This is a genomic window from Streptomyces sp. NPDC047042, from assembly GCF_040644035.1.
Taxonomy (GTDB): domain Bacteria; phylum Actinomycetota; class Actinomycetes; order Streptomycetales; family Streptomycetaceae; genus Streptomyces.
In genome coordinates this window covers 205,724-219,470 of record NZ_JBEYVP010000018.1, presented here as the reverse complement: position 1 = coordinate 219,470, position 13,747 = coordinate 205,724, and the positions used below count along the sequence as shown (strand labels likewise).

The window sequence follows — 13,747 nt, the reverse complement described above, 5'->3', positions numbered from 1 at the left end:
GGTTACATTCCGAACCCGGAAGCTAAGCCTCACAGCGCCGATGGTACTGCAGGGGGGACCCTGTGGGAGAGTAGGACACCGCCGAACAAATATTGGGAAAAGGGTTGGATCCTGAACTTCGGTTCGGGGTCCAACCCTTTTTTGTTGTGCGTCACTTGACGTTCACGTCACGAGCCCAACATCCAGAGCATGGGTACTGCTGAAATGCTCAGGGCCGCCGGAGTCGGAATCGGCGACGAGGTCGTCGTGTCGGCCTTCGGGAACGTCGAAGTCACCGAGGCGGTGATCATGGCCGGTGGGACGCCGGTGTTCGCCGACATAGATCCTCTGACGTACTGCCTTGACCCGGCAGCTGTCGAGGCGGCCACAACTGCGCGGACCGCGGCGGTCGTTGTCGTACACCGCTTTGGCCGGCCGGCCGACATGGGACGGTTGCTCGAGGTCGGGCAGCGGCACGGGCTGTTGGTGTTGCAGCACGGGGAGTCCGAGGCGCCGTACGACGAGATCGCTCAGCGGCGGCAGCGCGCGGCGTTTCTCGATCTGCGGCTGCGGGGTGTGCGTACGCCTGATGACGGGGACGGGCACACCTATCAGCAGTACGTGGTGCGGGTGCCCGGCAATGGGCGGCCTGATCGGGATGCCTTCGCTCGTGCCTTGCGGGCCAGGGGAGTTGACTGCCGGGTGCCGGTGAAGGCGCCGGTGCATCGCATGCCGGTGTTCCGCTCCTGTGTCGCGCTGCCCGAGACCGAGCTGGCTGTCGACGAGACGCTGGCACTGCCGGTGGACGCCTCGTTGACCAAGCGGGAGATGCAGCGGATCGTGTCGGCGTGCAACTCTCTCGGGGGACTGTTGCAGCCCGCGTTCTGATTGCGCGGGCGTAGTTGGGAGCACGGGCCTGTTAGGGGTATGATCTATTTCGTTGCCGCGGGGGAAACCCCGAAGAGGTAACCGGCCCCCCTAGCTCAGTCGGCAGAGCGTCTCCATGGTAAGGAGAAGGTCAACGGTTCGATTCCGTTGGGGGGCTCCACACAGAAGGCCCCGCCCAATTGGGCGGGGCCTTCTGCATGTCCGCGGTCAGTTCTTCTGCAGGCCCGGCACGCGCATCGCGAGGATCGCCATGTCGTCGGACGGCGCGTCGGAGGCGAAGCGTTCGACTGCTCGCATGATGCGGGCCGCGACCGCGCCGGCCGTCAGACCCGTACATGTCGTCAGGACGTCCGTCAGGCCGTCGTCGCCCAGCATGCGGGTGCCCTCGCGGCGTTCCGTGACGCCGTCCGTGACGCAGAGGAGGACGTCGCCGGGGTCGAGGGTGATCGTCTGCTCGTACAGCTCCAGGTCCTCCAGAACACCCAGGAGCGGCTGGGGTTCGGCTGCCGGTTCCACCGTGCCGTCCTGGCGCAGGCGGAGCGGGAGGGGGTGACCGGCGCAGACGATCTTGAGTACGGCGCTGCCGTCCTCCTGCGGCCACAGTTCGCCGTACAGGAGGGTCAGGAAGCGGCTGCGGGCGCCCTCGTCGAGGATCGCCGAGTTCAGGCGCTCCAGGACCGCCGGGCCGCCGAAGCCCTCCCTGGCGAGCAGGCGGAGGGCGTGGCGGGCCAGGCCTGTCACCGCCGCGGCCTCCGGGCCCGTACCGCAGACGTCGCCGATGGCGAAGCCGTAGGCGCCGTCGCGGATGGGGAAGAGGTCGTAGAAGTCGCCGCCGACCTCGTTGCCCTCGCCGGCCGCTCGGTAGATGACCTCCACCTCCACGCCGTCGATCTCCGGCAACTCCGGGGGGAGGAGGCTGCGTTGGAGGGACTGGCTGATGGCGGTGCGTTCCGAGTAGAGGCGGGCGTTGTCCAGGGCGAGGGCTGCTCGGCGGCTCAGATCCTCGGCCAGTTCCAGGATTTCCTGGCGGAAGTGTTCGTCGGTCGGCTTGCCGAGGGTGAGCATGCCGATCACGCGGTTGCGGGCGACCAGGGGGAGGACGACCGTCTCGCCACCGACTGCCGCCGCCGTGGCGAGAGTCGTGCCGATGCCCGAGCTGACCGTGGTGGTGGGCGAGTTGAGGCCCAGGCTGCGCATGGACGTACGCAGGGCTGCCTGGTGGGCGGCTGCCGCGGGGGCCGACCAGACGCGGGCGCCCGGTGTGGGGACCGGGTCCGGCGGGGCGATCTTCGACAGGAGGGCCTTGAGGCCGTCGATGCGGTCCTCGTCCTCGTGCAGGACGTACGAGAGGTAGGGCTCCGAGGCCTGGTCGGCGATCGTGTAGACCGCGCACCAGGTGGCCAGGGTCGGGACGGTCATCTGGGCCATGAGGGCCAGGGTCTGGTCGCGGTCGAGCGTGCCCGCGAGGAGATCGGAGGCCTCCACCAGGAAGCTGAGGGAGCCTCGGCGCAGTCGTTCCAGTTCGCCCAGGCGGGCCGACTCCACCGCCAACGCGATGCGGTCGGCGGCGAACTGGAGACGGAGGGCCTCCTCGTTCGTGTAGCGGCCGGGGGACTCGGCGGCGACGCCCAGGGCGCCGGTGAGGCGGCCCTCCACCTTCAGGGGGACGGTGACGACCGAGCGCATGCCCGTGCCGCTCAGGAGAGGGACGGCACCGGGGACGGCCGAGAGGTCGTCGTGGACGGCCGGCATACGGGCCGAGCCGTAGCGGCCGGGGCCCGCCTCGACCGGGACGCGGGCGAAGCGCTGGCGGGCGGAGGGCAGGCCGGTGGAAGCCCGTACCTCCAGCTCTGTTTCGTCGTCGGTGGCGAGGAGGAGGAAGGCGGAGTCCGCGTCGAGCATGTCGCGGGCGCGCTCCACCGTGCGCTGGAGGAGGCCGTCGAGGTCGTCCGGTGCCGGGGAGCCGATGAACACCTCGAAGGGGTCGGTGTTCGGGCCCTCCGAGCTTGACGTCGTGTCGGACGAGCTGCCGCGCAGCGGGGTCTGCAGGACGGCCCGTTCGTGGTCGCGTACGAGGAGGCAGACCGTGGAGGGCTCGCCGTCCGTGTCGCGGACGCGGAGGTGGGAGGCGTACACCGGGGTGACGCGGCCGTTGGCGCCCCTTATGCCGTAGCTGCCTTCCCAGCGGGAGAGCTGGAGGGCTTCGGCGATGCCGGTGCTGGTGCCGGGGGTGTGCGGCCAGGCGGCGAGGTCGGTGAGGGGCTTGCCGATGACGGACTCGGGCGCGTACCCGAAGAGTTCCTCGGCGTCCTCGTTCCACGCGGCGATGGATCCGGTGCGGTCGATCTGGATGACCGCGACCCTGACGCGGCCGTCGGCCAGCGGGAGGAGCGCGGCCGGCAGGGAGGGGCCGGCGGAGCGGGTGCCCACCGCGCGTTCGGGAAGGTCGAGTTGGAACCAGACCTGTTTCTGTGTGGGCGTGTACTCGACGCCCCAGCGGCCGGCCAGCGCCGCGCACAGCTGGAGGCCGCGGCCTCCCTCCCGGTCGGGGCTGCCCATGTTGACGGGCGAACCCTGGAGGGGGATCTCCCGCTCCGGGTAGCGGTCGGCCACCTCGACACGTACGCCGTCGTCACTGCGTAGACACAGGACGTCCGCGGAGGTGCCCGCGTGGATCACCGCGTTGGTGACCAGTTCGCTCGTGAGGACCACGGCGTCGTCGACGATGTCGGCGAAGCCCCAGCCCTGCAGGGTGTCGCGGACGAAGGAGCGGGCGGTCGCGACCGATCGCCCCACGGGGTCGAAGCTGGCTGCCGCGCGCGCGGTGATCACAGAACTCCTCGTCCGGTTGTCGGCATGCGGCGTGCCGGGGCTGTTCCGCTCCTGCCTGGGCAGAGACGGGTTCCCCGTCGCCCGGGGATCCTGGGGGGATTCCCCGGGACGCAGTCCGGTGGTCATGGTGCGGTGCCCCTCCGATGCCTGCCCGCTCGTGGTCGTGCCACCGCCCAGACCGGACGGACCGGTGTGGCTGGACAGCCGTATGCAAGGTTACTTACCTTCGCGGTCCCTGAGGATGCAGGTCTGCAGTGTTTACGTCCCGAGAGTGTGCGGACGGTGTGCGAAGGTGCCGAACTGTTATGGCCGGGTTCGGACGGGGTGAAACACTGGGCAGGCTCCAGGAGAAGGTCCGAGCACGGCTGGCAGTATCCGGGTACGCCCGGGTGATGGCAGAGCACACAGAGCAGAAACGGTCGACCCCTTCGGGAGGGACACAGTGGAGTCTGGCGCAGCGACGCGGGGCACTAAGGCGCGCGCGAAAGGCGGACAGTCCCCCAGTAACCGGCGTAAACCACGCAATGGGACGATCGAGGTGGACACGGCCTCCCTGGATCGGTTGCTGTCGGCGCTGGAGTCGATGCGCGACGGGAACTTCCGGAAGCGGCTCACGGTGTCCGGCGACGGCGTCATGTCGGAGATCGCGGCGGTCTTCAACGAGGTTGCCGACCGCAATCTCCATGTGACGGGTGAACTGTCGCGCGTACGGCGCATGGTGGGGCGCGAGGGGAAGTTGACCGAGCGGCTGGAGGTGGGGGTCAGCGAGGGTTCGTGGGCCGCCGCGATCGAGGCCTCGAACGCGCTCGTGGACGATCTCGTGCGGCCGGTCTCCGAGGTCGGGCGGGTGCTGAGCGCCGTCGCGGAGGGGGACCTCTCCCCGCGTATGGAGCTGCGGACGCATGCCGCTGACGGCAACGGGCATCCGCTGCGCGGGGAGTTCCTCAAGGTCGGGCGTACGGTCAACAACCTGGTCGACCAGTTGTCGACGTTCACCGACGAGGTCACGCGTGTGGCCAGCGAGGTCGGTACGGAGGGCAAGCTGGGCGGGCAGGCCCAGGTGCGCGGGATGTCCGGTTCGTGGCGAGATCTCACGGATTCCGTCAACACGATGGCGTACCGGCTGACGGCGCAGGTGCGGGACATCGCGCTGGTGACGACCGCGGTCGCCAAGGGTGATCTGTCGCGGAAGGTCACGGTTCACGTGGCCGGCGAGATGCTGGAGCTGAAGAACACCGTCAACACGATGGTGGATCAGCTGTCCTCTTTCTCCTCCGAGGTGACGCGAGTCGCGCGCGAGGTGGGTACGGAGGGCGAGCTCGGCGGGCAGGCGCAGGTGCCCGGCGTGGACGGGGTGTGGAAGGACCTCACCGATTCGGTGAACCTCATGGCCGGCAACCTGACGGCCCAGGTGCGGGGGATCGCGCAGGTGACGACGGCGGTCGCCAATGGTGATCTGTCGCAGAAGGTGACCGTTTCGGCGCGCGGTGAGATGGCGCAGCTCGCCGAGACGATCAACCAGATGACCGAGACGCTGCGCACGTTCGCGGACGAGGTGACCCGGGTCGCCAACGAGGTCGGCGGCGAGGGGCGGCTCGGCGGTCAGGCGAATGTGCCGGGTGCGGCGGGAACGTGGAAGGACCTCACCGATTCGGTGAACACGGTTTTCCGCAACATCACCACCCAGGTGCGGGACATCGCGTCGGTGACGACGGCTGTGGCCAGCGGTGACCTGTCGCAGAAGGTCACCGTCGATGTGGCCGGCGAGATGCTGGAGATGAAGAACACCGTCAACACGATGGTGGACCAGTTGTCCTCCTTCGGTGACGAAGTCACGCGGGTGGCGCGGGAGATCGGTGTCGAGGGTGAGCTGGGCGGCCAGGCTCAGGTGCCCGGTGCGGCCGGTACCTGGAAGGACCTGACGGACTCCGTCAACACCGCGTTCCGCAACCTCACCGGTCAGGTGCGCAACATCGCGCAGGTGACGACGGCGGTGGCCAACGGTGATCTGTCGCAGAAGGTCACCGTGGACGTCTCCGGCGAGATGCTGGAGCTGAAGAACACCGTTAACACGATGGTGGACCAGCTGTCGACCTTCGCCGACCAGGTGACGCGTATGGCGCGTGACGTGGGTACGGAGGGCCGGCTCGGCGGTCAGGCGCGCGTGGACGGCGTCAGCGGCACCTGGAAGGACCTCACCGACTCCGTCAACTTCATGGCGGGCAACCTGACGTCCCAGGTGCGGCAGATCGCCCAGGTGACGACGGCGGTGGCGCGGGGCGACCTGTCGCAGAAGATCGAGGTCGACGCGCGCGGCGAGATCCTCGAACTGAAGAACACCATCAACACCATGGTCGATCAGCTCAGCGCCTTCGCCGAGCAGGTGACCCGGGTGGCCCGTGACGTGGGTACGGAGGGCCGGCTCGGCGGGCAGGCGCAGGTGCCCGGCGTCGCCGGTGTGTGGCGCGACCTGACCGACTCCGTGAACGGCATGGCGGGCAACCTCACCTCCCAGGTGCGCAACATCGCGCAGGTCGCGACGGCGGTGGCTCGGGGTGACCTGTCGCAGAAGATCGGTGTGGACGCGCGGGGCGAGATCCTGGAGCTGAAGAACACCCTCAACACGATGGTGGACCAGCTGTCGAACTTCGCCGAGCAGGTCACGCGGGTGGCGCGTGAGGTGGGTACGGAGGGCATCCTCGGCGGTCAGGCCGAGGTGCAGGGTGTCTCCGGCACCTGGAAGGACCTCACGCAGTCCGTGAACTTCATGGCGAACAACCTGACCATCCAGGTGCGCAACATCGCCGAGGTGACGACCGCCGTCGCCAAGGGCGATCTGTCGAAGAAGATCACTGTTGACGCGAAGGGCGAGATCCTCGAGCTCGTCACGACGGTCAACACAATGGTGGATCAGCTGTCGTCGTTCGCCGAGCAGGTGACCCGGGTGGCCCGCGAGGTGGGTACGGAGGGCATCCTCGGTGGTCAGGCCCATGCGTCGGGCGTGACGGGCATCTGGAAGGACCTCACCGACAACGTCAACTTGATGGCCAACAACCTGACCGTGCAGGTGCGGAACATCTCCCAGGTCGCGGCGGCCGTCGCCAACGGCGATCTGACGCGGACGGTGACCATCGAGGCGCGCGGCGAGGTCGCGCAGCTCGCCGACACCTTCAACACCATGGTGAAGACGCTGAGTTCGTTCGCCGACCAGGTCACCAAGGTGGCCCGTGAGGTGGGTACGGACGGCATCCTGGGCGGGCAGGCGCGGGTGCCGGGTGTGGCCGGCACCTGGAAGGACCTCACCGAGTCGGTGAACGGGATGGCGTCCAACCTGACCGGTCAGGTGCGGAACATCGCCATGGTGACGACGGCCATCGCCAAGGGTGACCTGACGAAGAAGATCGACATTGACGCTCGTGGCGAGATCCTTGAGCTCAAGACGACGATCAACACCATGGTCGACCAGCTGTCGTCCTTCGCCGAGGAGGTCACCCGGGTCGCCCGTGAGGTGGGTACGGAGGGTCAGCTCGGCGGCCAGGCACGCGTGCGTGACGTCGACGGCACCTGGCGCGACCTCACCGAGTCGGTGAACGAGATGGCCGGGAACCTCACCCGGCAGGTGCGTGCCATCGCGCGCGTGGCGACCGCGGTGACCCGCGGTGACCTCAACCTGAAGATCGACGTTGACGCGGCCGGCGAGATCCAGGAGCTGCAGGACTACATCAACAAGATGATCGCCAACCTGCGTGACACCACGATCGCCAACAAGGAACAGGACTGGCTCAAGGGCAACCTGGCCCGTATCTCGGCCCTGATGCAGGGCCGCCGGGACCTGGACGACGTGGCCTCGCTGATCATGAGCGAGCTGACGCCGGTGGTGACCGCCCAGCACGGCGCGTTCTTCCTGGCGATGCAGACGGTCGAGGGCAAGGACGCGGCCAGCGCTCCGGAGAACGCGTACGAACTGCGCATGCTCGGGTCGTACGGCTACTCCATGGGCTCCATGCCGACCTCGTTCAGGCCCGGTGAGGCGCTGGTCGGGACGGCCGCCCAGGAGAAGCGCACGATCCTGGTGGAGAACGCGCCGAGCGGTTATCTGAAGATCTCCTCGGGGCTCGGCGAGGCGCCGCCCGCGCAGGTGATCGTGCTGCCGCTGCTGTTCGAGGGCAAGGTGCTTGGGGTCATCGAACTGGCGTCGTTCACGCCGTTCACGCAGATCCAGAAGGACTTCCTCAACCAGATCGCCGAGATGATCGCGACCAGCGTCAACACGATCTCCGTCAACACCAAGACGGAGGTGCTGCTGAAGCAGTCGCAGGAGCTGACCGAGCAGCTCAGGGAGCGTTCGGCCGAGCTGGAGAACCGGCAGAAGGCGCTTCAGTCGTCCAACGCGGAGCTGGAGGAGAAGGCCGAACTGCTGGCGCAGCAGAACCGCGACATCGAGGTCAAGAACACGGAGATCGAGGAGGCGCGGCAGGTCCTGGAGGAGCGCGCCGAGCAACTCGCGGTGTCGATGCGCTACAAGAGCGAGTTCCTCGCCAACATGTCACACGAACTGCGTACGCCGCTCAACTCGCTGCTGATCCTGGCCAAACTGCTCGCCGACAACGCGGACACCAACCTCACCCCGAAGCAGGTGGAGTTCGCCGAGACGATCCACGGGGCGGGCTCGGACCTGCTCCAGCTGATCAACGACATCCTCGACCTGTCGAAGGTCGAGGCGGGCAAGATGGACGTCTCCCCGACGCGTATCGCCCTTGTCCAGCTTGTCGACTACGTGGAGGCCACCTTCCGGCCGCTGACCGCGGAGAAGCGCCTCGACTTCTCCGTGCGGGTCTCGCCGGATCTGCCCGCCACGCTGCACACCGACGAGCAGCGGCTGCTCCAGGTGCTGCGCAACCTGCTGTCCAACGCGGTGAAGTTCACCGACTCGGGAGCGGTGGAGCTGGTGATCCGGCCGGCCGGCGCGGAGGTTCCGGTGGCCATCCGGGAGCAGTTGCTCGAGGCGGGCTCGCTGCGGGACGCGGACGCGGACATGATCGCGTTCTCGGTGACCGACACCGGTATCGGGATCGCCGCGAGCAAGATGCGGGTGATCTTCGAGGCGTTCAAGCAGGCGGACGGCACGACCAGCCGCAAGTACGGCGGTACGGGCCTGGGGTTGTCCATCTCGCGGGAGATCGCGCGGCTGCTCGGCGGTGAGATCCATGCGCAGAGCGAGCCGGGCCGTGGCTCGACGTTCACGCTGTATTTGCCGCTGCACCCGAGTGAACTGCCCCCGCAGGGCTATGGGCAGCTGGCGCCCTCCCTCGAGGTCGGCGAGTTGCTGGCCTCCGACGCGGAGCTTGCCGGGGCGGACGTCGAGACGCCGGCCGAGGTGAAGTCGTACCAGGAGGCGCAGAACGGGCCCGCCGCGCTCTTCAGGCGGCGCCGCAGGGCGGTGTCGGTGGCTGATCTGAACGCTTCCTCCCGGGCGAACGGCCATTGGGCGGGCGGCGAGCAGGAGGTGGCGCAGCAGCCGCGCCCGGGGATCAGGTTCGAGGGCGAGAAGGTGCTGATCGTTGACGACGACATCCGTAACGTGTTCGCGCTGACGAGTGTTCTGGAGCAGCACGGGCTGTCGGTGCTGTACGCCGAGAACGGCCGGGAAGGCATCGAAGTCCTGGAACAGCACGACGATGTGACGGTCGTACTGATGGACATCATGATGCCCGAGATGGACGGCTACGCGACGACCACGGCGATCCGCAGGATGCCGCAGTTCGCCGGACTGCCGATCATCGCGCTGACGGCCAAGGCGATGAAGGGCGACCGGGAGAAGGCGATCGAGTCGGGCGCCTCCGACTATGTGACCAAGCCGGTCGATCCCGACCACCTGCTGACGGTGATGCAGCAGTGGATGCGGGCGGAGTGACGGTTGAGCTGGGTGTTTCCGTCCCGAGGACGGGAACCCCGGTGTTCACACGGAGTTGCTGACTCAGTGTGGCCGAAGCCGTGTAGAAGCACGGGATTCGGGGAACCTTCTGGTCTCCCGCTACGTTTCTGCTACGTGCACAGTGACATCGCGGTGACAGGGTGTGGCGACAGGCAGGGTGCGGCTACCATGACCGGCACGAGGACGGACGGCGCAAGGGAGCCGTCCGCTGGGGCGGTACCCGGTGGTGCCGCCTCAAGTCCTGAGGACAGGGGAGGCCCCAAGCCGGGGCGAGGAGGGCGGGCCATGGTGCAGAAGGCCAAGATCCTCCTGGTCGATGACCGGCCGGAGAATCTGCTGGCGCTGGAGGCCATCCTCTCTGCGTTGGATCAGACACTGGTGCGGGCATCGTCCGGGGAGGAAGCGCTCAAGGCGCTTCTGACGGACGACTTCGCGGTCATTCTGCTGGACGTGCAGATGCCGGGCATGGACGGTTTCGAGACGGCCGCGCACATCAAGCGGAGGGAGCGGACCCGGGACATCCCGATCATCTTCCTCACCGCGATCAACCACGGTCCGCACCACACCTTCCGGGGGTACGCGGCCGGTGCGGTGGACTACATCTCCAAGCCGTTCGACCCGTGGGTGCTGCGGGCGAAGGTCTCGGTGTTCGTCGAGCTGTATATGAAGAACTGCCAACTCCGTGAGCAGGCAGCCCTGTTGCGGCTCCAGCTGGAGGGCGGTGGAGGCAAGACGGCGGTCGGCGCGGCCAAGGAGCCGGCGGGTCTGCTCGCTGAGCTGTCCGCGCGGCTCGCGGCCGTCGAGGAACAGGCCGAGGCGCTGTCCAAGCAGCTGGACGACGAGTCGGCGGACGCGGCGGCGGTGGCCACGGCGGCCCATCTCGAACGCAAACTGACCGGTCTGCGCCGGGCACTGGACGCGCTCGAACCAGGCACCGGCAGCGGGGCGCCCGCGCTCCCGTCGCAGAACTGAGCCAGAACTCACCCGGACCTCGAACGTAGTTGCGCGTGAGCGCGCGTCAGTTTCGTGCTCACGCAACGGCGACACGAACGGGTGAAGCAGTAGGCACACGTGTCCGCTGTCGTCTCCACCGGTAACCTCACACCCATGGCCTCACGTCCTTCCGCAGCCAAGAAGCCGCCCGCGAAGAAGGCGGCCGCGCCCGCGAAGGCTCCGGCGAAGAAGGCCGCGGCGAAAAAAGCCCCCGCGAAGAAGGCCCCCGCGAAGAACGCGCCCGCCAGGAAGGCCGCGGCGAAGAAGGTCGCGCCCCCTCCGGCCCCCAGTCCCACCGGCGGTATCTACCGCCTCGTCCGCGCACTGTGGCTGGGCATCGCGCACGGCGTCGGTGCCGTGTTCCGGGGCATAGGACAAGGTGCGAAGAACCTCGACCCGGCCCATCGGAAGGACGGCGTGGCACTGCTGTTGCTCGCCCTCGCGCTGATCGTCGCCGCGGGTACCTGGTCCAGCCTGCGCGGGCCCGTGGGTGACCTCGTCGAGATGCTGGTCACCGGCGCGTTCGGACGGCTCGACCTGCTCGTGCCGATACTGCTGGCGGTCATCGCCGTCCGGTTCATCAGACATCCTGAGCAGCCGGATGCCAACGGCCGGATCGTGATCGGCCTGTCCGCGCTCGTCATCGGTGTGCTCGGGCAGGTCCACATCGCGTGCGGCGCCCCCGCGCGCAGCGACGGCATGCAGGCCATAAGGGACGCCGGCGGGCTCATCGGCTGGGGAGCGGCGACCCCGCTGACGTACACCATGGGCGAGGTCCTGGCCGTACCGCTGCTGGTGCTGCTCACCGTGTTCGGGCTGCTCGTCGTCACCGCGACGCCCGTCAACGCGATTCCGCAGCGGTTGCGGCAGCTCGGGATCCGGCTCGGGATCCTCCGCGACCCGGAGGAGGACGCTCTCTCCGAGGACGACGAGCGGTACGACGACCAGTGGCGCGAGTCGCTGCCCGCGGGCCCCCGCAGGCGCGGGCCCGCCCCCGAGGGGTACGACCCGGACGTGGCCGAGCAGGAGGCGCTCTCCAAGCGCCGGAGCCGCCCCAGGCGCTCCGCTGTGCGGCAGCCCGACCCCGGGCGGCCCATGGACGCCGTGGACGTCGCCGCGGCCGCCGCTGCGGCCCTCGACGGGGCCGTCCTGCACGGCATGCCGCCGTCGCCGATCGTCGCCGATCTCACCCAGGGGGTGACCTCGGCCGGAGACCGCGAGGAGACGGCCCAGACGCCCACTCCCGTTCCGGCGGCGCGGCCCAAGCAGGAGAAGCTCAAGGCGGAGCCGGTCAAGGCGGCCGTGCAGGACCTCACGAAGGCGCCGCCGGAGGTGATGCGCGACCTGCCGCCGCGTGCCGAGCAGCTGCAGCTCTCCGGGGACATCACCTACTCGTTGCCGTCCCTCGATCTGCTGGAGCGGGGTGGCCCGGGCAAGACCCGCAGCGCGGCCAACGACGCCGTGGTGGCCTCCCTCTCGAACGTGTTCATGGAGTTCAAGGTCGACGCCGCGGTCACCGGCTTCACCCGTGGCCCGACGGTCACGCGGTACGAGGTCGAACTGGGCCCCGCGGTGAAGGTCGAGCGCATCACCGCCCTCACCAAGAACATCGCGTACGCCGTCGCCAGCCCCGACGTCCGGATCATCAGCCCGATCCCCGGGAAGTCGGCGGTCGGCATCGAGATCCCCAACACCGACCGCGAGATGGTCAACCTGGGGGACGTGCTCCGGCTGGCCGACGCCGCCGAGGACGACCACCCGATGCTGGTCGCGCTCGGCAAGGACGTCGAGGGCGGCTATGTGATGGCCAACCTGGCGAAGATGCCGCACATGCTCGTCGCAGGTGCGACCGGTTCGGGTAAATCGTCCTGTATCAACTGTCTGATCACCTCGATCATGGTCAGGGCGACCCCGGAGGACGTCCGTATGGTCCTCGTCGACCCCAAGCGCGTCGAGCTGACCGCCTACGAGGGCATCCCGCACCTGATCACGCCGATCATCACCAACCCGAAGCGGGCCGCGGAGGCGCTCCAGTGGGTCGTACGGGAGATGGATCTGCGGTACGACGATCTGGCCGCGTTCGGATACCGGCACATCGACGACTTCAACGAGGCCATCAGGAACGGCAAGGTCAAGCTGCCCGAGGGCAGTGCGCGCGAACTCCAGCCGTACCCGTACCTGCTGGTGATCGTCGACGAGCTCGCCGACCTGATGATGGTGGCCCCGAGGGACGTGGAGGACGCCATCGTGCGCATCACGCAGCTCGCGCGCGCGGCCGGCATCCACCTCGTCCTCGCCACGCAGCGGCCGTCCGTCGACGTGGTGACCGGGTTGATCAAGGCGAACGTGCCGTCGAGGCTCGCCTTCGCCACCTCCTCCCTGGCCGACTCGCGGGTCATCCTCGACCAGCCCGGCGCCGAGAAGCTGATCGGCAAGGGAGACGGCCTGTTCCTGCCGATGGGCGCCAACAAGCCCACCCGTATGCAGGGTGCCTTCGTGACCGAGGACGAGGTCGCGGCGATCGTGCAGCACTGCAAGGACCAGATGGCGCCGGTCTTCCGGGACGACGTCACCGTGGGCACCAAGCAGAAGAAGGAGATCGACGAGGAGATCGGCGACGACCTCGAGCTGCTCTGTGCGGCGGCCGAACTGGTCGTCAGCAGTCAGTTCGGATCCACCTCGATGCTCCAGCGCAAGCTGCGGGTCGGGTTCGCCAAGGCGGGACGGCTGATGGACCTCATGGAGACGCGGGGGATCGTCGGGCCGAGCGAGGGGTCCAAGGCGCGTGACGTTCTTGTGAAGGCTGACGGGCTGGACGAGATGCTCGCGGTGATTCGTGGGGAGACTGAGGCGTAGGAGGCCGTCCGGCGTGTCGGCTTCCGTGTGTGCGGCAACCGGGTGGTCGAAAGTGACTCACTCGTAAGGGATCATTGAGCAACCGTTTCCCTTCCTCGTACGTCAAGTTGAGGGAGGCAACAGATCCTTGCCTCTCCAATGACCTCACCATCAGCGTGTCCTGGCCATTCTGATGGCGTACAAAGTCCCTCCGCCCGGTTGCCCGACCCCTCCCGAATCCCCCTAAACTGAACCTCCAGCACAGGTGGCTAAACGCTCGAAAGG

The 13,747-nt window shown here is 68.2% G+C and carries 5 protein-coding genes, 1 tRNA gene and 1 rRNA gene; 6 read left to right on the top strand and 1 reads right to left on the bottom strand.

Annotated features, from left to right (window positions below):
- From rrf to ABZ855_RS22675, 3 genes are all read left to right on the top strand, one after another.
- Nucleotides 1–87: ribosomal RNA gene (gene rrf, locus ABZ855_RS22685) — 5S ribosomal RNA — on the top strand; the annotation flags it as partial.
- A 117-nt stretch (nucleotides 88–204) separates the two neighbouring features.
- Nucleotides 205–867 carry a DegT/DnrJ/EryC1/StrS family aminotransferase gene (locus ABZ855_RS22680; RefSeq protein WP_360809475.1) on the top strand — a complete coding sequence of 221 codons (663 nt, stop codon included), beginning with the start codon at nucleotides 205–207 and terminating at the stop codon, nucleotides 865–867.
- Nucleotides 868–951: 84 nt separating this feature from the next.
- Nucleotides 952–1,027 (top strand) — tRNA-Thr (locus tag ABZ855_RS22675).
- Between the two features lie 47 nt (nucleotides 1,028–1,074).
- On the opposite strand, the gene ABZ855_RS22670 is transcribed toward ABZ855_RS22675, so the two are convergent.
- The gene (locus ABZ855_RS22670) at nucleotides 1,075–3,825 is read right to left on the bottom strand and encodes a SpoIIE family protein phosphatase (RefSeq protein WP_360809461.1); all 2,751 of its coding nucleotides are present in this window, start codon (nucleotides 3,823–3,825) and stop codon (nucleotides 1,075–1,077) included.
- A gap of 316 nt (nucleotides 3,826–4,141) precedes the next feature.
- Between ABZ855_RS22670 and ABZ855_RS22665 the strand changes: the two genes are divergently transcribed.
- The 3 genes from ABZ855_RS22665 to ABZ855_RS22655 all read left to right on the top strand — a co-directional run bounded on the left by ABZ855_RS22665 (nucleotide 4,142) and on the right by ABZ855_RS22655 (nucleotide 13,483).
- Entirely contained in the window at nucleotides 4,142–9,613 is a 5,472-nt protein-coding gene (locus tag ABZ855_RS22665) for a HAMP domain-containing protein (RefSeq protein ID WP_360809459.1), read from the top strand.
- Between the two features lie 306 nt (nucleotides 9,614–9,919).
- On the top strand, nucleotides 9,920–10,606 hold the full coding sequence (locus ABZ855_RS22660) for a response regulator (protein WP_360809457.1): 687 nt from the start codon (nucleotides 9,920–9,922) through the stop codon (nucleotides 10,604–10,606).
- Nucleotides 10,607–10,741: 135 nt separating this feature from the next.
- On the top strand, nucleotides 10,742–13,483 hold the full coding sequence (locus ABZ855_RS22655; RefSeq protein WP_360809455.1) for a DNA translocase FtsK: 2,742 nt from the start codon (nucleotides 10,742–10,744) through the stop codon (nucleotides 13,481–13,483).
- Nucleotides 13,484–13,747: the final 264 nt, after the last annotated feature.

What these genes read in the sequence shown, in the direction of transcription:
- ABZ855_RS22680 (WP_360809475.1), top strand. Translation starts at nt 205, where the DNA reads ATGCTCAGGGCCGCCGGAGTCGGAATCGGCGACGAGGTCGTCGTGTCG.
- ABZ855_RS22670 (WP_360809461.1), bottom strand. Translation starts at nt 3,825, where the DNA reads ATGACCACCGGACTGCGTCCCGGGGAATCCCCCCAGGATCCCCGGGCG.
- ABZ855_RS22660 (WP_360809457.1), top strand. Translation starts at nt 9,920, where the DNA reads ATGGTGCAGAAGGCCAAGATCCTCCTGGTCGATGACCGGCCGGAGAAT.
- ABZ855_RS22655 (WP_360809455.1), top strand. Translation starts at nt 10,742, where the DNA reads ATGGCCTCACGTCCTTCCGCAGCCAAGAAGCCGCCCGCGAAGAAGGCG.